General features: G+C 57.5%; 22 protein-coding genes. 1 reads left to right on the top strand and 21 read right to left on the bottom strand.

All coding sequences use genetic code 11. From position 1 onward, the window contains the following. Positions 1-7 precede the first annotated feature (7 nt). From V5T57_RS17785 to V5T57_RS17685, 21 genes are all read right to left on the bottom strand, one after another. Positions 8-223, bottom strand: coding sequence for a hypothetical protein (locus tag V5T57_RS17785; RefSeq protein ID WP_332892601.1), 216 nt, complete (start codon positions 221-223; stop codon positions 8-10). Then, positions 220-2,472, bottom strand: coding sequence for a BspA family leucine-rich repeat surface protein (locus V5T57_RS17780; protein WP_332892600.1), 2,253 nt, complete (start codon positions 2,470-2,472; stop codon positions 220-222). The genes V5T57_RS17785 and V5T57_RS17780 overlap by 4 nt, the downstream gene beginning before the upstream one ends. Before the next feature lie 2 nt (positions 2,473-2,474). Continuing rightward, complete coding sequence (locus tag V5T57_RS17775) at positions 2,475-2,783, bottom strand: hypothetical protein (RefSeq protein WP_332892599.1); 309 nt, start codon at positions 2,781-2,783, stop codon at positions 2,475-2,477. Positions 2,784-2,854: 71 nt separating this feature from the next. Continuing rightward, positions 2,855-4,366, bottom strand: a complete 1,512-nt coding sequence (locus tag V5T57_RS17770; RefSeq protein ID WP_332892598.1) for a hypothetical protein — start codon at positions 4,364-4,366, stop codon at positions 2,855-2,857. A 2-nt stretch (positions 4,367-4,368) separates the two neighbouring features. Then, positions 4,369-4,971 (bottom strand): hypothetical protein, encoded by a 603-nt coding sequence (locus tag V5T57_RS17765; RefSeq protein ID WP_332892597.1) that lies wholly within the window; start codon positions 4,969-4,971, stop codon positions 4,369-4,371. After that, positions 4,968-5,432 carry a hypothetical protein gene (locus V5T57_RS17760; protein ID WP_332892596.1) on the bottom strand — a complete coding sequence of 155 codons (465 nt, stop codon included), beginning with the start codon at positions 5,430-5,432 and terminating at the stop codon, positions 4,968-4,970. The genes V5T57_RS17765 and V5T57_RS17760 overlap by 4 nt, the downstream gene beginning before the upstream one ends. Next, entirely contained in the window at positions 5,422-7,470 is a 2,049-nt protein-coding gene (locus tag V5T57_RS17755) for a phage tail protein (RefSeq protein WP_332892595.1), read from the bottom strand. The genes V5T57_RS17760 and V5T57_RS17755 overlap by 11 nt, the downstream gene beginning before the upstream one ends. Positions 7,471-7,473: 3 nt before the next feature. Then, complete coding sequence (locus tag V5T57_RS17750; RefSeq protein WP_332892594.1) at positions 7,474-8,106, bottom strand: phage connector family protein; 633 nt, start codon at positions 8,104-8,106, stop codon at positions 7,474-7,476. Between the two features lie 160 nt (positions 8,107-8,266). Further along, a complete protein-coding gene (locus tag V5T57_RS17745) occupies positions 8,267-8,575 on the bottom strand; it encodes a hypothetical protein (RefSeq protein ID WP_332892593.1) in 309 nt (102 codons plus the stop codon). 14 nt (positions 8,576-8,589) lie between these two features. Continuing rightward, positions 8,590-8,985 carry a Bbp16 family capsid cement protein gene (locus tag V5T57_RS17740; RefSeq protein ID WP_332892592.1) on the bottom strand — a complete coding sequence of 132 codons (396 nt, stop codon included), beginning with the start codon at positions 8,983-8,985 and terminating at the stop codon, positions 8,590-8,592. An 11-nt stretch (positions 8,986-8,996) separates the two neighbouring features. Beyond that, positions 8,997-10,004 carry a major capsid protein gene (locus tag V5T57_RS17735; RefSeq protein WP_332892591.1) on the bottom strand — a complete coding sequence of 336 codons (1,008 nt, stop codon included), beginning with the start codon at positions 10,002-10,004 and terminating at the stop codon, positions 8,997-8,999. 113 nt (positions 10,005-10,117) lie between these two features. Continuing rightward, entirely contained in the window at positions 10,118-10,957 is an 840-nt protein-coding gene (locus V5T57_RS17730) for a hypothetical protein (RefSeq protein ID WP_332892590.1), read from the bottom strand. Between the two features lie 77 nt (positions 10,958-11,034). Next, positions 11,035-11,388, bottom strand: a complete 354-nt coding sequence (locus tag V5T57_RS17725; protein ID WP_332892589.1) for a Bbp19 family protein — start codon at positions 11,386-11,388, stop codon at positions 11,035-11,037. Next, positions 11,375-13,039 carry a portal protein gene (locus V5T57_RS17720; RefSeq protein WP_332892588.1) on the bottom strand — a complete coding sequence of 555 codons (1,665 nt, stop codon included), beginning with the start codon at positions 13,037-13,039 and terminating at the stop codon, positions 11,375-11,377. Before V5T57_RS17720 ends, V5T57_RS17725 begins: the two co-directional genes overlap by 14 nt. After that, positions 13,039-13,242, bottom strand: a complete 204-nt coding sequence (locus V5T57_RS17715; RefSeq protein ID WP_332892587.1) for a hypothetical protein — start codon at positions 13,240-13,242, stop codon at positions 13,039-13,041. The genes V5T57_RS17720 and V5T57_RS17715 overlap by 1 nt, the downstream gene beginning before the upstream one ends. Before the next feature lie 9 nt (positions 13,243-13,251). Continuing rightward, on the bottom strand, positions 13,252-14,700 hold the full coding sequence (locus V5T57_RS17710; RefSeq protein WP_332892586.1) for a terminase: 1,449 nt from the start codon (positions 14,698-14,700) through the stop codon (positions 13,252-13,254). Beyond that, positions 14,687-15,088 (bottom strand): terminase small subunit-like protein, encoded by a 402-nt coding sequence (locus tag V5T57_RS17705; RefSeq protein WP_332892585.1) that lies wholly within the window; start codon positions 15,086-15,088, stop codon positions 14,687-14,689. The genes V5T57_RS17710 and V5T57_RS17705 overlap by 14 nt, the downstream gene beginning before the upstream one ends. Before the next feature lie 280 nt (positions 15,089-15,368). Beyond that, the gene (locus tag V5T57_RS17700; protein WP_332892584.1) at positions 15,369-15,710 is read right to left on the bottom strand and encodes a hypothetical protein; all 342 of its coding nucleotides are present in this window, start codon (positions 15,708-15,710) and stop codon (positions 15,369-15,371) included. A 20-nt stretch (positions 15,711-15,730) separates the two neighbouring features. After that, a complete protein-coding gene (locus V5T57_RS17695) occupies positions 15,731-15,898 on the bottom strand; it encodes a hypothetical protein (protein WP_332892583.1) in 168 nt (55 codons plus the stop codon). A gap of 11 nt (positions 15,899-15,909) precedes the next feature. Next, on the bottom strand, positions 15,910-16,035 hold the full coding sequence (locus V5T57_RS17690) for a hypothetical protein (RefSeq protein ID WP_332892582.1): 126 nt from the start codon (positions 16,033-16,035) through the stop codon (positions 15,910-15,912). A 563-nt stretch (positions 16,036-16,598) separates the two neighbouring features. Beyond that, positions 16,599-16,979 carry a D-Ala-D-Ala carboxypeptidase family metallohydrolase gene (locus tag V5T57_RS17685; RefSeq protein ID WP_332892581.1) on the bottom strand — a complete coding sequence of 127 codons (381 nt, stop codon included), beginning with the start codon at positions 16,977-16,979 and terminating at the stop codon, positions 16,599-16,601. 407 nt (positions 16,980-17,386) lie between these two features. Here V5T57_RS17685 and V5T57_RS17680 point away from each other — a divergent pair, with 407 nt between their 5' ends. Further along, complete coding sequence (locus tag V5T57_RS17680) at positions 17,387-17,662, top strand: hypothetical protein (protein ID WP_332892580.1); 276 nt, start codon at positions 17,387-17,389, stop codon at positions 17,660-17,662. Positions 17,663-17,996 lie beyond the last annotated feature (334 nt).

The following is a 17,996-nucleotide window of genomic DNA, read 5'->3' as shown; positions in this document are numbered from 1 at the left end:
AGGAGGCTCATGGCTCATCCGCCGTCTGTGCCGGCCGGTAGCGGTCTAGGGTGGCCAAGGATTGGTAGCTTTTAACCACGACATCCTGAGGGCAACCGGCCACCTGCCCTGGCTCCAGAATCACCCGCTTATAGCCCCCCGGATAGCGGCCATGCACCAGGGCATAATAGCGGGTGCCGCTCTGGGGTCCGGTTAAGGTAATGACATCTTCACGCGCACTCATGCGGCCCCTCCATCGGTAATGGTCCAAGCATCGTCATTAATCATCGCCGTGCGGGCGGTTTCTGCCGCCCCACCGCTGGTGTAGTTCGAGGCCCCAAAATCCACACTCACCCCGCTCTGCAACGCTTGCCCGCTCCAGGCCAGCAGCAGCGCATCGTATGCGGGGGTGGTAAGTCCCGGCGTGCTCTTTAGGAACCAATCGGCATAGAGAACCGAAGTCACATCCCACCCGGAGAGATCCGGGGCGCTGGTCATACTGGAACAGCCAAAGAACATATAACGCAGATCACTTACCCCAGCGGTGTTCCAGCCGCTGGTATCCGGCGCGCTGGCCATACTGGAACAGCTTTGGAAGGCCCCCAAGAAGTTACTCACCCCTGCGGTATTCCAACCGCTGGTATCCGGCGCGGTGGCCATGGCCGAACAGCTCTCAAACAGACGGCTCATATTCCCCACCAAAGCGGTATTCCAACCGCTGGTATCCGGGGCGCTGGGCATGCTGGAACACCCCTTGAACAGGCTGTTCATGTTGGTGATGGTGCTGGTGTTCCAACCGCTGGTATCCGGGGTGGTGGCCATGTCGCTACAGCCACTAAACAGACTGGCCAAGCTGGATAACCCGGCCAAGCTCCAACCGCTGGTATCGGGGGCACTGGGCATGCTGGCACAGCCACTAAACAGGCTGTCCATACTGGTGACGCTGCTGGTGATCCATCCACTGGTATCCGGGGTGGTGGCCATGTTGCTACAGCCATAGAAGAGGCTGCCCATACTGGTGACGCTGCTGGTGATCCATCCGCTGGTATCCGGGGCACTGGGCATGCTCGATGCGTTGTAGAACATGTAATCGAGATAGGTCAGGTTGCCGGTGCTCCAGTTGCTGGTATCCGGGGTGGTGGCCATGTTGGTACAGCCATAGAACATATAACGTAGATCTGTCGCGGCGGAGAGATCCCAGTTGCTGGTATCCGGGGCGCTGGTCATGGCCGAACAGCCGTTGAACATGCTTAAGAAGTTGGCAACACCACCGGTATCCAGATCTCCCAAACCCGTGACGGTGACCAGACCCGAACACCCATCAAAGGCATGGTTCATGGCGGTGACGCTGCTGGTATTCACCACCCCGTTTTGCGCAACCGTCGTCAGGTTGCTACAGCTGCGGAACATCGCCCCCATGGTGGTCAAGCCGGTGGCCCCCAGGTTGAGCACCTTGGTCAACTGGTTTTGCGCCGATGACCCTTCAAAGAGCAAGGCGGTGGCGGTACCGGAGAGCTGAACAATATAACTGCCAGCAGTGGCGTAACTGTGGGTCAAACCCGCATCATTGTAGCTGTTGGCGGTGGTTTGGGTGGTATCGCCCCAATCCACATCCACACTGTAGCTGTGGCCGGACACCCCCGGAAGGGTTACCGACTCCCCAGGTGTGCTGGTGGTAACCTCAAACACCAAGGCATCCCCATAGCCCACAACAATGGCCGCGTTAAACTGGCTGGCCACCTCCGCGCTATCCACCCCATCGGTTGAGAGGGCTTGAATATCCACCGTCGCACTCGTAAACCCCTCGGGCACCACCAGGGCCAGCCCGTCAAGCTGGGCCTGGGTCACGGTCCACACGCCGCCACTCTCGGTACCGGCGGAGAGGGTCGCCCCGGCGGGTAGGTTCCATAGCTCCAGGGTTAACACCTCCCCAACCGCCCCTGCTGCGGCGGTAATCGCCAACGGGATGCTATACGGCGCACTTTGCCCCGGTGTCACATGCAGGGTCACAGGCTGCACACTCAAGCTTGGGCTATCCGCCGCCGCTGCCACCAGCACCGTCACCATCTTTTCATCGGTCTGGGCAACAGGCACCGCATCCACTAGGGTTTCACTCTCCACCGCCAAGACCACGGTAAAATCCTGGTTGTCATCGGTGGCGGGTAGAAGCTCCAGACCCGCGAGGGTATAGACCCCACCAGCTTCACTCAGGTCGGCCACCGGATCCAAGCTCACCACCCCAGCGACGGGGGTTTGGTTTACGCCATTCAAGCGCACCGCCACCCCGGTGGGGATATCCTCCAGACGCAGGGCATCCACCTGACTAAAATGGGCGGGGTCCCTGGGGGTTAACGTGACATCCCCCAGCGCCACCCACTGATCTTCCACCCCCACCACGGCCCCCAGGGCCAGGGTCATACCGGTGGGCGCTGGCAACCCCTGCCCCAGCACCCCCCCCAACTGTAGCCGCCCCAAACGGCGAATCATGGCCATGGTTACACCCCTTTACCGGGGGTCACATGCAGGGCGTTGCTGCTCTGCCCACTGGCACAGATGGCGGCTAGGTGGGTATCCCCATTTCCCCGTGAAAAGGGTTGGGCACTCCCGGGCAGAATGGGGGTATCCTCACTATCTGCCGTAACCGTGGCATCACCCAACGCCATGAACACCACAGCATCCCCACTGTTGGTAATTAACACCTGTTGAAACCCCTGCTTTGTCTGGGGAATACTCATGGATTGGGTTGTGTCAGACACCACCAATGTGGCGGTTTTACCACCAATGCTATACGCGTGTACGTTCATTCTGTTCTCTCCATAAAAAAAGCTCACCAAAAGGGTGAGCCATCGATCCATCAACCGATTGATGCGGTTCTTTATCCCGTTGGGTGATCTGCGGCAGACCGACCCGGCTCTGTTGGCGTCTCACCCTCTGGTTGGTGCCTCTGCAGCTCGGCCTGCACCATCGGGTCTACATACAGATCCTGGGCAATACGCATATGGTCCTCTCCACTTAAGCCCCCCCCACCACGCTGCTGCCGGGTGACCTCCTGGGCAACCTTTTTCAAATAGAGCCCAATCTGTTGGGCACTCAACCCCTCGGCCTGGGAGAGATGGGCCACCCCCTGCATAAAGCGTAAGTGGCCTGGACCCTCCTCTCCCAAGATCAGCGCCTGTTTTTTTTGTTCAAAAAAGCGCAAGTCTGCATCGGAAAGACCATCGGCAAAATGGGTTGCCTCAAACTGTTCGGGGTTATCACGCAGGGCGTAAAAGGCGGCGGCATAGCGTTCCGGCAGGGTGATATCTCCCTGTGCTTCCCGGTGGGCATACACCCTTTGCAGCTGCTGCCGTTGTAGCGGGGTTAGGGCATGAAAGGTCGCTGGCGGCAGGGTGTCGGGGTGCTGACCTTGGCGAACCACGTTTATGGCGTGGGTATAGTGTTCCCGTTCCGCCTGCGCCTGTAAGCGAGCCGCACGGGCATAGCGCACCGCCAACCCCTGGGCAACCGGCTGACTGATGGCCTGGTCCAGCTGCTTGGCCGCTGCTTGCGCGGCGACTTCACTGCCCCCATGCTGCATAAACAGCGTTTCCACCTGAGTTTGCACCGCTTGGTGCTGAACGGTTCGCGCCACCACATCCTGCAACTGCTGGCCCTGCTCCTGGCTCATCTGCCCACGGTGCTGGGTTAAAAAATGCTGGGCCCCCTCCAACGCCCCCTGCGCCAACATATGCTGAACCACCCCACCATAGACCCCATCACTGAGGGCCTGTTTTTGTGCCGCCACCCAACTTGGGGGCAGCGCCCAGCGCTGGGCATAGTCAAACACCCGCTTGAGGGCTTGCCGGCTCCAGTGTTGCCGCTCTTGCGGGGTCTGCCAAGCGGCCACGGCGGTCTGTACCTCCCGCTGCAAACCGGTCTCAAAGGTGTGTGTCTCAACCTGCTGTTGTCTCTGCTGTTGTTGGGTTGAAAGACGGTTTTTAAAAACATCGGCCAAGGCGGCTTTACGGTCTTGAAACTGGGCCCGGGTCGCCCCAAGCTTAAACCCCACCTCATACCCGGAAAGCGCCCGATCGACCTGATCGGCCATCGGTGGATTACGATCATGATCCGCCGCCCCCTGCGGAGATAAAGCCTCCTGCTCCAAGGTTTGAAGATGCTCGACCATTTTAAGCTCTTGATGGGCCAAATGCTGTTGATCAGCCTGCCAAGCCTGCTGGGCTGCCTCATCCATTTGCTGCACCCCCTGTTGATGCAAAAACTGCCCAATCTGTTCCAGCCCTTCTGGTGGGGGGCCAAAAGCCGCAGCGGGGGCGTGTATCTGCTGAGCCGGTGCGTTCAGCGCTTGGGCCTTAACGGTTGATCCGGTGGTGGTAGGAATAATAGGCATGATCAAAAATACCTTGATGTGGGTTTAGGCAGGGTTGGCGGCTGTTTTCGGTTCCAACGATCAGCCACCTTACGGCCATCTTTGAGCAGACTGCCCATACCCTGCATAAAGCTCTGGGTGGCGTTGTTGGCACCGGCCATCATCGCCAGCTCGCCTTGGGCCCGTTCATGACCCGCATGGACACTATGGCGCCACGCCTCCCGTTGGGCGTTGGCCTCGATCTGCAACAGATCCATCTCGGCCATCTCCGCGCTATCGACCTGCATCTCCAAGGCGCTACCACTCTCCAGCTCCACCCCTGAGGCCCCTAACATCGCCCGCTGTTTACCGGCCAAAGCACGGTTTTGCAAACGTTTGTTCTGCTTGGCCAGACGGCCACGATCCAAGGCATCCTGCGCGTTCATTTGTGCCAAGGTGGCATTGTTGTTGGCCACCTGTTGTTGATATTTGGCCTGCTGGCGGCTCTGTAACATACGCATACCCGTACCCAAGACGCTGGTGGCAGAACCCAACGCCGCCATACCCGCACCCGCCGTTGCCGTGCTACCGGCACCAGCTGCAGCGGCCGATCCAAGGATGGCCGCACCAATGGTCTCAAAACTCATGCTGCACCTCTTATTTCAAAACGTCGGAACATGCGCCCTGCCCTGCCATAGGCAAAAGGCGCGCTCAGTTCAAAACCCAGCCACTGCAACCACTGCTTAACCGGGGTGTTATCATCCGCCACCACATTAACCAGGTGGGGCCATGCACGGCGCATCTGCACCACCATGCGTCGACTGTGGCGCAAAAAACGGATGGGGTTTTGGGTCATCGCCTCCGTACCCAACACCCACGGCATACCCACCCCACCCAACAGGGACGCCACCGCCACCCCACACAGGGCCACCGGCTCACCCGCCACCAACACACTGTGGCAATCCGGTGTGGCGGCAACGGTTTCAGGCAGGGCCTGCTCTATGGGTTTACCGGTGTAGATCCATGCCGCCATGCGATCCTGGGGGCGGATATGCTTTAACACAAAATCCACATGGGCCTGGGTGGCGGGTATGACGTTAACGTCCAAGGTCAAATACCGGGCTGTCGGCCAGCAGCGTCATGGGCAAAGGCTGGTCTTGGATGATAGAGATCTGTGCCATCAGATCATTATTGGCGGGCATGGTAACCCGCACCTGCTGGTAGCTTTGCAGGGTGTGGCTGGTATCAATTTGGTTATCCTGCCCCTCAATCGCCACCCGCCCACCGGCACTTTGGTAGAGATCCAACACCACCTCGGTCACCTGTTTGCTCACCCCATGCAGATACCCCCCGTTGAGGGGCAGTTTTTTAATCGCGCTGCTGTAGGGCAACCCCACCTGCACCGTACTGGCAGCACTGGGCAGGGTGATCGCCCCGGCGCTAACCGTCAGGTTCTCCACCACCCCCCCATCGGCCACCGCCACCACCGTCGCCCCCTCCAGATGATCCAACCCGCTGATGCTGGTTACGGCGCTGCCGCTGTAGCTCAAACCACTGTCTACAAAAAAGGCGTCATTCAGATCGGTAAAGGTGCGGCTGTGCAGCCGCTCAATAAAGCGTTTTTCCTGGCCGTTCACGGTACGTTTAATCAGCAGATACACCCCATGCTCCGCCCCCTCTTCAATGGCGCAAACCCGTTCGACCATGCCGTCGGTAGGGTGCTGGTGCCAGGCGTAGACCAGATGTTCATCCATAAAGGTAAAGCCCAACAACAGGCCATCATCCCGCACCACCCACAAAATACCGTGGGGCTCCTGGGCATAGCTCCAATCCACAATGGTGTGGTTCTCTAACAGATGCGCCGAGAGGATGGAGCGGTCGTTGGGCCGGTAGCCTCCCTGCTCCCCTTTGGCGTAATCGTAGACCATGGAGAGCACCCGCCCACCCTGGTTGTGTACATAGAGCAGGGTATCGCCAATCACCATGGGAGGCGGGGTCTGGGCCGAGCCCATATTGTGGTGCATTTTCACCTGAATGGTGGTGGGGGTTAAGGGGCCGCCATCCCCCGCATAGGCCCGCCACACCCCACCGGAGGTGAGCATCATCAACCCATCCAACGCCAGAATATGCCGCACCGCATTTACCTTTAACCCGGCAAGGGTGTAGGTAATGGCATCATCATCTTTTAAAGGGCTAGAGGTGGCCATATTCTCAAACTGACCGGTGCGGGACATCCACACCGTTTGGGTACGGTCATCGGTGGAAGCCGCCAACAAGCGTTGCTCAGCAAAGCCCACCACGCTGGGGTAATTTCCGGCACTGTCAAACGGGTTCACCGGCTCCGGGGGGGTATCGGTCAGGTCCGGTTCAATGCGATCATCTTCAAAGGCGAGTGTTGCAGTCTCCCCAATAAAACCAAACACCCCGTTTTTGGATTTATAAATGCGGTAACGGTCCGCACCACTGGCGGCATCCCAGGTCAGTTTAATGTACTCCCCCGCCGCCCAGTTATCCCCCACACGGGCATCTTGATCCCAGCTGGCGCTGACGGTGGACTCTTCGGCCGTCTGCTCAGAGAGGGCGGTGATCACGTAGGTCATGGTGTCATACAGCGCGGTGGTTTCCAGGGTGTTGTTTTTGCCATAAAAACCGCTACTGGTGATAACGGGTGGTTGCTGCACAGGCATAAAATCCGGCTGGCTTAAGCTCCAGTCGGCATGATCACTACGGGCCAGCTTTTGTAAGGGGTGGCTGTTGTGCACCACATAGAGCACATCCGCCGATTGGGCGTAGCCAATGCCGTCTAGCTCTGTGGCCGCATAGGGCGTGGTCAACACATAGGGGTCATTGTTGTCATCCAACACCACGCCGCCATCCATCAGCACATACATGGTCAGATGAGCAAACACCAACACATAGGTTTGCTCGGTGTTGAAGGAGAAGGGAATAAACCGGGCGCTGTTGCCCTGGTCCCAAAGCTCGGTCAAAAACTGCATACCCGGACGGTTACACGCCCCCCCTTGGGGCAGCACCATAAAGTTTTGGCACAGCGCCATGCCGGTGCTGTACTTCTCTTGATCCGAACGGGCGTGCAGCAGCGGGTTAAGCTCCCCCCCGGTGTAAGATCGTTGGGTTATAGAGGCCATGTTCTACCCCTTTGCATCACTAAAGATATTGCGGGCATAGCGATCAGGTTCCGGTGTTTGGTTGGCATCCGCCGCCATGGCTTGCCCCATGGTTAGCTGATACTGCTGGAACAACCACTGAATGGTGGCCTGTTTGGCACTTTTGCGGATAATGGCGGCCTCGTAAGCCACACGCCACGCCAGGGCCGATTGATAGAGCGGCGCCAACGTGCGGTAGTCATCATTCAGATACACCGCCCGAATGCGCCCCACGGGCTGGTTGCTATAGAGCGCCCAGTTGGTCTGAACGTTGTCATACCCCGGAGAGACCATCACCGCATAGGTCTCTATGGGTTGATCAGCCGGGTCATACACCGCCAAGATCCGCACCAGTGAGGGCACACTGGTCAGAGGAATTTCATAGGCCCAATCCGGGTGTTGATCGGTCACGCTAAACAGCGTTTCATAATCAGGGTGGTTACGGGGGTCCCAGTCGCGGGTGGCAAAGCGCCAGGGGTGCAGCGCCAACATTTCACTGGCCCAGCTCTCCCCATAGGTGGCGATCATTTGATCTTCAGGGGAGCCATCCCCTGGGGTCATGGGTTTAAGCCCCGCCCGTTCCAAGCCCAAATTGGCAGTGGTGGTGTGTATGGCCATGGTTACTTCCCTTCACAACAGGACCCATAAAAAAAGGGCACCCTACAGCGGGTGCCCTTACCAACAGAACGTGTGATAACATCGTTTTATAGAGCAGCAGGTGCCCCCAGCACTGTGGGGGCTTAAACACCCCCACAGCGGGATCATCCTCCCCCTTAGATCAAGGGCTGGGGTCGGCCTCCTTCTTGGTGGTTTTACTGGTCAAAGAGGCCGGGCTTAGCGCCCCGCTCAACAGACCATGAAGGGTGGTTCTCATGCGCTCTAACCCCCAGCTTTTATTCAGCTCCACCCCATAGCGAACCTGGCAGAACTGTTCAATCTGAGCTTTGCTGGGCAGGGTATCGCGCTGCACCATCTCCAGGCAGGAGGGGCTATATTTGGCGTAATCCCTGGCTTCCAGCGTCAGCTGCTCACCGGGTTGGTAGAGTTTGTCATAGATATAGATGGCGCGGATAACACGACATAACATGGTTAGGCGCTCCTTTAGCGTGAGCCGTTGCCACCGGTGATACCGGCGGTCAGTTTACCCGCAGTTGCCGTACCCACCACGGTGTAGTAAAGCCGTAGATACTGCTGACCACTACCGCTGGGCATGACGTTAAGGGGAAAACGGTACCCCGCCAGCAGCTCAGCCACCGCCACCGCACCACTGGAAGCCAGGGTGGTGGGGCTGGAAAAACTGCTGTTGTCGTCGGCCTGCACCTCAACCTGTACACTGGTGCAACCGGTAAAGTCCTCGGTGACCTGAACCGAGAGCGGTACCGGCGTGCCGTGGCCAAGATCCCCCAAGTGGGTATGGTTCAGATGGTTGTCGGAGGCCCCAGAGGTGGTGACCGCCTGATCTTCACTAAACAGACTGTTGTGGCAATAGAGTGTCATGGTGGCCTCCTTTAGGCGGTAACCTGAGCTTCGTTATTGATGATGCCTTCACACTCACGAATGGGCATCTCCAGCAGTTTCATCACCTCTTTACCCGCCACCTCATCCATACCCATGGTGACGTTGCCGTTGGCATTGATCATCTGGTGATGCAAAAACTGCTTAACGGTGGTGTTGCAGTAGATCACCGCGCGGGCATCACCATGCATACGGGCGTTAAGCAGGTAGTAGGCATCGATCAGCAGACTCATCAGATTAGCCCCCGAGGAGGCATCTCGGGTCAGGTCGCTGACATCGATGTTGGCAATACGGCAGAACTCGTTGGGTTTACGAATGGTCAAACCCACATGCTGTTGGAACATCTCCTCCCACACCAGCAGCTTTTTACCGCCATCATCCTTGCTCTTTAACCCCATATCCTTACGTTCCAGGCCCGCCTTGGTGCCCTTGGGGTAGATCAGGTGACCGTTACGCTCCGACCAGACCCCCAGGAAGATACTGGTGTTGTCCAAGCCGGTGCCGCCTGCATCCAAAATTTGCGCCCCTTCCCCGCTGCTGGCCAGTTGCGAGAAGCGGGTAAACACCCCATCAAACTGCTTGGGATTGGTCTTTTTGGAACCGTAGAAGAAGGTCCGGGCAAACTCCTGGCTCATCGCCTCAATAAAGGTTTGCGCTTCATCCAGGCGCAGTTTTTTACCATCCGCCGAGATCTTCACCAGATCGTCGGGCACTTCACTCCAAGCCTCCATTAAACCGGTGCCATCCTCGACCTGCTCGGTGCCGGATTTACTCGGTTCGGTGGCTTCGGCCACATTTTTCCAATGCACCTGGGGCAACTGGATGGTGCGGGTGGTTTTGTGGGTATTGCCGGAGTTGGCCTCTAGAATGGGCACATCCTCCATGATGGGGTTGACCTTGGCCATCATGTTAATGATGTTGGCCAACTGCTTGGTCCCGGCGTTCTGCTGGCGCTTGTACAGATCGGCCAGGGTTAAGTAGCTATTGGGCTGTTCAGCCATAATGGTGTTCTCCTAAAGGTACGTGTTGGGCTGTTTAGCCCCGTGGTTGGTGTGATCAGGTTTGGGTACGACTGTTTAAGGTTAGGCATGGGGCGGTTTAGCCCCGTGGTGCCCTACATATTGGGGTACTGTTCATCGGCCATGGATTGGGTTGTGACCTGGGCTGGGTGCGGCGCATGGTCAAAGCCATCCTCCTGCACCGTGGCTTTGCCGATCCGGTGTAACAGCTTGATCAGGTGCGGGTTATTACCCATACCACTCTCATCCAGACTTTTTTTCAGTTCCGCAGCCAGACCATCCTGGCCATAGCGATCAATGACTTTAACCGCGACGGCCAGGTGCTTTTTCATCTCTCGTCCGCCCACCTCTTTATCCGCCTGCACCTGCTGCATATCGGCTTTGGTTTGGGCAACGCGCTGGGCCATCACCGCGTCTGGCAGGGCCGCTTCCACCCCTTTTTCCACCATCTGTTGAATTAAAGGGGCCCCCTCACCGCTGAGCTTATCCACCGTCTGCTGATCCAACCCGGCCTGCTCAAACACCCCTTGCCACTGCTGCCATTGCTCGGGGTTAAGCTGCATGCCCTCTGGGGGTTCGGGGGGGGTAAAACCTGTCTCCTCCAAGGGTGCTTGGGGATCAGAGGTTTGCGCGGGATCCGCAGTGGTCTCAGGCTGATCGGCCCCGTCGACATCCCCATACAGGGGGGTCTGCTCAGGCGCCTTATCTTGTGCCTCTGGGGTGCTCGGGTCTGTTTGCTGCCATGGGGTTCCGTGTTCGGTTTCCATCGCTTCTTCCATCTGGCTTTCTCCATAAAAAAAGACCAACCGCTGGGGTTGGCCTTGGTCACAGGTATGCTCGTCCCAAGGGGCTGCCATACCGCTGCATCCATCAAAAAAGACCAACCGCTGGGGTTGGCCTTGGTCATAGGCATGCTCGCCCCAAGGGGCTGCCATACCGCTGCATCCATCAAAAAAAGGCCCCCCAATCTGGCGGACCGTGCTTACCTCAACGGGGGATGCCTCCCCTGCCCCTATCCCCCTTTGTTGGGGGCATCCTCACGGCTCAGGGCCTGGTGTTGACGCTGGGCCTCGGCGGCTTGCATCTGCTCCTGTTGCATGCGCACATACCCTTCTGGGTGAAACTGGTTGAGCTGTTGAAACAGCTGCAAACCCAAATTGCGCGCCCCTTCCGCAAAGGCCATGTGCAGGGCGTCGGCATGAAAACTGGGGCAAAACAGACCCGCCTGCCCCAGCAGAGACCAGATAAAACGCCGTCCCTGGGGGGTTGAGATCACCACGGCCAGATCCTCCTGCAGTTGCTGGCTCTGGGCGCCATCACCCTCAATGACCTCCTCTTGGCTCTGGGTGACCTCATGGCTGAACATGGGCAGCCCCCTGTAGGACCTGGGCGATCTCGCCCACCCCCTGCATATCGACATCCCCCAGGGTTTGGGCCATCTCCGCCCCCTGCTGCAGCTGCTGCATCTGTTGGGTTTGCTGCAGCAGTGCCGCTTGCTGTTGACGCTTTTGTTTGACCGAAGCTTCTGAACGGAGAATATTGGCGGGGGCCCCCAACATGGTGCTGTAGGCACTTAACGCCTCATCCGCATCCAGCTTATCCAAAACCCCTGGTTCAATCTTGGCCAGCTCTCCGGCAAAGCCATAGACCGCCTCAATGGCGCGGGTACCCACCGCCTGCTGTGCCTGAGCCAAGATGGAGATATAGTCGACCCGCAGCTCCTGCCCCGCCAGCTCTTCTGGGGGATCCGGCAGTACACCGGCACTTTGCGCCACGGCAAAAACCCGGTCAATGAGTGGATCTAACAGCTCATTGTGCAGCCGTTCCAGCACCGGGCCCAGCATTAACAGCTTCTCTTCATGACGCACCTCAACCTCGCGGGCGGTCATCTGTCGGCGGTCGGAACTGGCCAACATAAGGAACAGATCCTTGTAAAAAATATGCTCAACAATCTGCCGGGATTCGGCAATTTCACGGGTTAGATCATTCAGGTTAAGCGGCACATGATAAAGGGGCTCTAACACCGCCCCCTTGAGGGCCGATTGGGGCAAGTAAGTGATATCCCCCGGAATATGACTAATGCGGGCCGCCTTTAGCTCTGCAGACCCTTTGAGCGGGGGTTTGACCTGCTTTTGAATACCGGCCAATTTCTCTTTTTTCTCAACCTGCAAGGCACGGGTAATGCGCAATGCCTGAAAACCGGGACAGTCGGTACCGTAGACATCCCCCCCCGCCACATTCCAGCGGGGAACACAGGCTGGAAACTGGGCATAGCCACCGCGATGTAAAAACTGATTCTCTTTTTGTTCGGGTTGAAAATAGACACTCACCCAAGCCCAAGATCCAGGTTGCTCAGGACGGTGCTGTTTATTGGGTTCAATGCCATGGATCACCTCAACCCAGGCATCCTGCTCGCCCCGTTCATGTAGCCGTTTGACCTGGGCGGTGGCGTTCTCCATCCACCCCCGTTGGGCGATCTGCCCGACGGTCATGGGGTAGCGCCGGTAGAGGGTATCTACCACCCCCCGATAGTCGGTCGCCACATAGTATTCACCATGGGTCAGCCCGGTAAAACGCACTACGCTGTCATAATCCTCCAGCATCATCATGGCCCCGGTACCGATCACCCCCATCTCATCATAAAGATTGGGCAAAACCTGGTAGAGGTTGGAACGAGCAAAGATCAGCCGTAGCTGTTGCTCAACCTCATTTAAATAGGTTTTAACCGGGTAATATTCCATCATGGCCGGGTCGGCGGTCATCAGCCGGAACCAGGGCCGTGCGGGGGAGGTAATACCGGCCATCATACCCGCAGACATCGCCCGCCTGGCCATCATGGCGGTTTCATCCTCTACATTGCCAAAGCGTTCCCCCCCCTGGTTGACATCCTGCATCTGGTAGCGGCCACGGGTGGGCATCATCAACTCACTACAGGCGGTCCATTTGGACTCAAAGCTCTGCCGCTCTTTTTTTAGCGCCTCAAAGCGCTTGCTGTGGTATTGGATCGCTGTTTCCATCACTGCCCCAATAGGGTTTTGGTCCCCAGGTTCGGGTTGGTACGTACCCCTTGAGCACCGGTGAGCAACGAGCCCCGATGGCCCCGTTTGCTGGTGATCGCCTTACGCCGGTTTTGCCCCGCTTGTTGCAAGCGCTCATCGGCATACTTAATGGGCGCAGGTGGGGTAGGAATGGCCGGGGGTTTGGGTGTTGAAAAACTCATAACGTGCTCTCAGCTTAAAGGGTCATAGTCCTGCCCCACCACACCCGCACCCCCTTCAGCAGGGGTCAGGTTAATGGGGTAGGCAAAGGTCAAGGCTAGGGCATCTGCCACATCTGGCGAGGCCAGCCCACGTTTTTTCATCTGCTCCTTACGCTCTAGTTGAATACGCATCTCCCCCGCATAGCTGTAGGTGGGCGCGGCCAGATCTTCCATCAACTCGGCATCATTGGGGATCATGCCGCTCTGTAACCAGTCACGCATTTTGCCCCACATCTCTGCCCGTAAGTTCACATACCGGTCGGGGTCCAAGGCACGGGCACCAAAGTTCACCCCCACCACTTGGCGATAGCCCAGATCATGCAACCGGTCCACCACCCCAGCCCCCAGCCCCCCTTCATCCACAAACACCGTGGTCGGGTTATGCAGCTGGATCTGCTCGGCCACCAAATAGGCCACCTGCATGGTGTCTAACCCCCGGCGTTTGATCACTGGCCACTGCCTGCCGTTGCGTCCGCTACGGGTAAAAATGACCATTTGATCATCCCCAAAGCGGGCGGGGTCCACCCCCATCACCAGCGGATCATGCCTGCATGCGCCCCCCTGACGTTGGCTGGCCTGTTGGATGGTGTCGTGCCCAATAAACTGACTGCTGGACTGCCGGGGAAACTGCCCCCGCACCCGCACCCGCACAAAATCACTCTCTTCACCGTAGGTCTCTACCCACTCTTCAAGCTGTTGCTTGTTGGTGTGGGGCACACTTCGGCTATCCACCTGCAGGGTGTGCCACAGATGTTTATACTTGCCAAAACAGGCCCGAAAGCGCCCGGTGGAACGGGTGGGGTTGCCAAAGGCGATCCAAATAATCTGGGTATCGGCATCGGTCAGCGCCCCTTCGGTTACCTCCCAAATGATGTCTGGTATGGCACTGGCTTCATCAAACACCACCACAATCCGTTTGCCCTGGTTGTGCAGCCCAGCAAAACCCTCGGTGTGGGTTTCACTCCACGGTATGGCGTGTACCGCCCAGGTTTTTTCTCGCCCCTTGGCATGACGGCTGGCCGCCAGACACTGCATGTTCAACAGCGGTGAGATCCGGTTTAAATTGTGCCACTTACTCAGCTCTGCCCAGGTTTTGGTCCTTAGCTGGGTATCGGTATTGGCGGTAACCACCCCACGGGTGTTGGTGAGGGTGTCCATCGCCCAATTGAGCAACATACCGACAAAAGCGGATTTACCAATGCCATGACCCGATGCCACGGCAATACGGCAAGGCTGATGGGGGGTCTGTTGCAGATGCTGCCGAATATGCTCGGCCACCTGCCGTTGCCAAGGGGCCAGCCCGGTATAGCCTTGCAGCCCCTCTTTACCCCAGGGAAACACCCGTTTTATGTAGGCCAGAGGATCGTTTTGTACCGTATGCAGCCACTGACCAAGCTGCTTGGCTTCATGAAGCTTCATGGGTTAACTGCTCCAAAATACCGCCGACATCCACCGTACCGGTGTGCTCCACCTGCTGCTTTTCACCCCAGGTTTTTGGCACCATTTTGGCCATCAACCATTTACGGGTCTCTACGCGCAGCTTGGCATGCGCCACCCCAACGGTGGAGAGCGCCGCTTGATCGGTGATCTCCAACAACTCTTCGGCCATCTTTTCGGTCAAGCTCATGGCCCGTCGCATGGCTTCAGCCGACACCGCTTCACCCAAGGTGTGCGGGGGGGCTGCAGCCTGTGCCTGAGCGGCGCTCTGCCCAACCGGACCGGTCTCACACGGGCCGGGTTGGGGGTTCGGCGCTTGAGCAGATGGGGTTTGGATCTCAGTTGCAGAATACTCCACCTTACCGGCCATGGAGCCTCTCCTCTCTTCTCTGTATGGCAGCAATGGCCAGGGTTAAGCTCATCTCATCTCTCCCGCCCCCGCCGCTGATCCCCCATCCATCCTTGAGGGGCCATTCACTGCAGAGGGCAACTGCCCCCCTGCCAAGCCCGACGGCTCATCTCTTCGTCCGGCCTTTTTGTGGTCCGCATCGGTCAAGAGATCGCCGTTTGTTGGGGCAATGACCGTGGATCAGCCAGGGGATTGTGCCCATCAACGGGGGGCGTTAACATCTAAAGTTGTGTTTTCTCTCCTACCCTTGCACCACATGCTCAATCAGCATTTTTTCCATACGGTCCATGCGCTCTTTCAGGTCACTTTTCAGCTCACCCAGCTCATCGCGCACCGCGTTCATACCCGAGAAGATCTGTTTATGCTCACTCTCCAAGGTAAGAAATTTCATCTCACCCTGTTTCAGTGAAGCTTCGGTCTCTTGGGCTACATCGGCAATGGCCAGGTGGCACCCCTCCCGGCGCTTGCTACAGTCTGCCTGTTTAACAAACAGCGCCGAGAGAACCCAACTGGCTAAAGCTTGCAAAGCTGTTAGGATAACCACCATGTAGCTTAGATTTTCCCATGTCAGTGTAAAGCTCATCATCCGCCTCCCAGCGGGGGTTATGTCTTAACCCGCTTGGTGACAATGGCCAATGCTTCAATGATGCGATACACACTTTTAACCGCCCCTTCATCTTTGGGGGTCTTGGTTGTGGCGGTGATAATGGAAGCCAACGTAACCAGGGTTGGCCCATAGCCAAAAATCGCTTCTGTGATCTGTTCCAGCATGGTGTAACTCCTTAAGGTTTAAAGATTAAAAAACCAGCCACGAGCAGACCCATAGCCAGCAAAACATGAGCGTTGCGGTAGATACCACCAACCACCCCATAAAAAAGAAAAGCCTGTAAACGGCGTCTGTTACCCATGGTTCTTCCATTCATTGCAGGTACAAAAAGTGATAAACAAGCCATGCTGCCACACACCCCATACGGGGAGGATTAAGCAGCGTGACCCCTTGGCGGCGTTGTACCATCGGCATGAGAAAAATCCCCATGGTGGTGACCACGCCCCACGCCTACGACATAACTCATCTGGCCAGACACCATCTCCTCCACCAAGCCCCCTTGCCGTGTGCCCTAGGGTGCCCATCCACCGATGGCGATTGCCCCACGGTACCCCATGTGGCCAACCGACCCTTCCGGCAACCCATAACATCGGCATAAATAGGGATAAGGGGGTGCGGACCCAAGTAAGGGCCACCCGGCGACAGACGGCCCCTGTGGTGATGGGGACCACCCCATTTAACAGCAGCCGCCCCCAACCAAACCACACGCCTGCGTCGGTTTGGCTCACCAGAGGCCCAAACGCCACGCGCAGGGCCTAAGGGAACGGTATGGTTACAATGGCTTGGCCCAACCAAGCCACAGCGCAAACCCCGCCACCAACGCCAGCGTGGTTATCGCAAGATAGAAATCCACCGGAAAGCGCATCAATACCCCCACAGCACATTTTGTGGTTTATCCCCATCGCTATCCACATGGATAAAGCCCCGCTTGGTATCCAAGCCAATCCGTTTAAAACCAGCCATGGATAACCCCCGCATAATATTAAAACGGCTGCGGCTATCTGCGGCTTGTAGATCCACCGCTTTACCCAGCGTGTGGCTGCTGCCAGGCCGCCCCCCCACCAGGGCATTGTGGGCCTTGCATCGGTAACCACTGGTGATGTGAAAGGGGGTATCCGCCCGCTTACGGGCATGATCCAACTGTTGAATAAAGACCTCATCCATCTCCGCCCGCTGACAGCAGGGACAGTGGAATTCATGCATCTCAAAATAGGTCATCTCAGCCTCCCGGCAGAATTTAGACATAAAAAAACCCCGCCTGAGCAGAGCTTGATCGCTTTCGTCACGCCAAAAAAGTGGCCGCGTCCCACACCAAAGCCACCCCCAACATCCCAGGGCTGCTGGAACGTAAACCAGGTAGCGGGTCTTTCTTGCCACCACAGGCAGCCAGCTTGGGCAAAGCGAGGGCAAGTCAAAGCCCCCCCGACCTTGGCCCATCGCCCTCAAACCCAAACCCGGTTCGGAATAGCGCATCCACAGCCAACCGCAGACCCCATTGGTACCGTGAATCACCATTTTTATATGGCTATTCTCATCATGGCCTCTTATGTTTTGGTAACGCGACCATAGACCACAAGGCCGATCCAGGATCGGTGTAACAGCGCCGTTTTAACCTTAACCGCTTCACAGCCAACCCATAAAAGGGCAACCCCATGAGCCTCTATATCACCACCACCAAGCTTGATAATGGCGATGGCACCCTCTCTTGCGCCGTCTACGAGACGCATGAACACCCCTCCGCGGCAGATATCAGCACCTTGGAGGTCATTGATCTCAACAGCTATCCTGAAGAGCATGATGTCTTCGGCTGGTCCTGTGAAATTGTTTTTAAAGATGCCCAAGGCCAAACTTCGGTGGTTGAGCCCCTTGCCGATGGCCCAAAGTCCATTGATTGGCCCGCCGCCTTTGAGGATGGCTACTCCATCTAGCACTCTAATGCGCTCCCCTTAGCCACCAACCGGCCCCATACCGCCCAAACAGAAGCCGGTGATGCAGGGCTGGCCAGCCACCCACAACATAGGTCATATAACCCGCCAACAAACCACCCAAACCGGCTTATCATCCAGGGCAACGCCCCAGCAACGCAGACCAGACCCAACCCATTCATCAACCAAACAGGGCTTCATCTCTTGCCTTACAGGCCGCTGGGCTTTTTTTAAACAGCTCAACATCACAGGGCTTCGCCCCGTACCCGCCCGGACCCGATTAAGGGGCAGGCAGAGCCTCCCCTTAATAATCCCCAACCCCTTTTAAGACTTTTCC

This window comes from Magnetococcus sp. PR-3 (genome assembly GCF_036689865.1).
Classification (GTDB): Bacteria; Pseudomonadota; Magnetococcia; order Magnetococcales; family Magnetococcaceae; genus Magnetococcus.
This window is presented reverse-complemented; position numbering and strand designations above follow the sequence as displayed.

Bases quoted from the DNA above. Each gene is read 5' to 3' on its own strand.
- V5T57_RS17785 (WP_332892601.1), bottom strand. From the start codon at position 223: ATGAGTGCGCGTGAAGATGTCATTACCTTAACCGGACCCCAGAGCGGC.
- V5T57_RS17780 (WP_332892600.1), bottom strand. From the start codon at position 2,472: ATGGCCATGATTCGCCGTTTGGGGCGGCTACAGTTGGGGGGGGTGCTG.
- V5T57_RS17775 (WP_332892599.1), bottom strand. From the start codon at position 2,783: ATGAACGTACACGCGTATAGCATTGGTGGTAAAACCGCCACATTGGTG.
- V5T57_RS17770 (WP_332892598.1), bottom strand. From the start codon at position 4,366: ATGCCTATTATTCCTACCACCACCGGATCAACCGTTAAGGCCCAAGCG.
- V5T57_RS17765 (WP_332892597.1), bottom strand. From the start codon at position 4,971: ATGAGTTTTGAGACCATTGGTGCGGCCATCCTTGGATCGGCCGCTGCA.
- V5T57_RS17755 (WP_332892595.1), bottom strand. From the start codon at position 7,470: ATGGCCTCTATAACCCAACGATCTTACACCGGGGGGGAGCTTAACCCG.
- V5T57_RS17750 (WP_332892594.1), bottom strand. From the start codon at position 8,106: ATGGCCATACACACCACCACTGCCAATTTGGGCTTGGAACGGGCGGGG.
- V5T57_RS17745 (WP_332892593.1), bottom strand. From the start codon at position 8,575: ATGTTATGTCGTGTTATCCGCGCCATCTATATCTATGACAAACTCTAC.
- V5T57_RS17740 (WP_332892592.1), bottom strand. From the start codon at position 8,985: ATGACACTCTATTGCCACAACAGTCTGTTTAGTGAAGATCAGGCGGTC.
- V5T57_RS17735 (WP_332892591.1), bottom strand. From the start codon at position 10,004: ATGGCTGAACAGCCCAATAGCTACTTAACCCTGGCCGATCTGTACAAG.
- V5T57_RS17730 (WP_332892590.1), bottom strand. From the start codon at position 10,957: ATGGCAGCCCCTTGGGGCGAGCATGCCTATGACCAAGGCCAACCCCAG.
- V5T57_RS17725 (WP_332892589.1), bottom strand. From the start codon at position 11,388: ATGTTCAGCCATGAGGTCACCCAGAGCCAAGAGGAGGTCATTGAGGGT.
- V5T57_RS17720 (WP_332892588.1), bottom strand. From the start codon at position 13,039: ATGGAAACAGCGATCCAATACCACAGCAAGCGCTTTGAGGCGCTAAAA.
- V5T57_RS17715 (WP_332892587.1), bottom strand. From the start codon at position 13,242: ATGAGTTTTTCAACACCCAAACCCCCGGCCATTCCTACCCCACCTGCG.
- V5T57_RS17710 (WP_332892586.1), bottom strand. From the start codon at position 14,700: ATGAAGCTTCATGAAGCCAAGCAGCTTGGTCAGTGGCTGCATACGGTA.
- V5T57_RS17705 (WP_332892585.1), bottom strand. From the start codon at position 15,088: ATGGCCGGTAAGGTGGAGTATTCTGCAACTGAGATCCAAACCCCATCT.
- V5T57_RS17700 (WP_332892584.1), bottom strand. From the start codon at position 15,710: ATGAGCTTTACACTGACATGGGAAAATCTAAGCTACATGGTGGTTATC.
- V5T57_RS17695 (WP_332892583.1), bottom strand. From the start codon at position 15,898: ATGCTGGAACAGATCACAGAAGCGATTTTTGGCTATGGGCCAACCCTG.
- V5T57_RS17690 (WP_332892582.1), bottom strand. From the start codon at position 16,035: ATGGGTAACAGACGCCGTTTACAGGCTTTTCTTTTTTATGGGGTGGTT.
- V5T57_RS17685 (WP_332892581.1), bottom strand. From the start codon at position 16,979: ATGTCTAAATTCTGCCGGGAGGCTGAGATGACCTATTTTGAGATGCAT.
- V5T57_RS17680 (WP_332892580.1), top strand. From the start codon at position 17,387: ATGAGCCTCTATATCACCACCACCAAGCTTGATAATGGCGATGGCACC.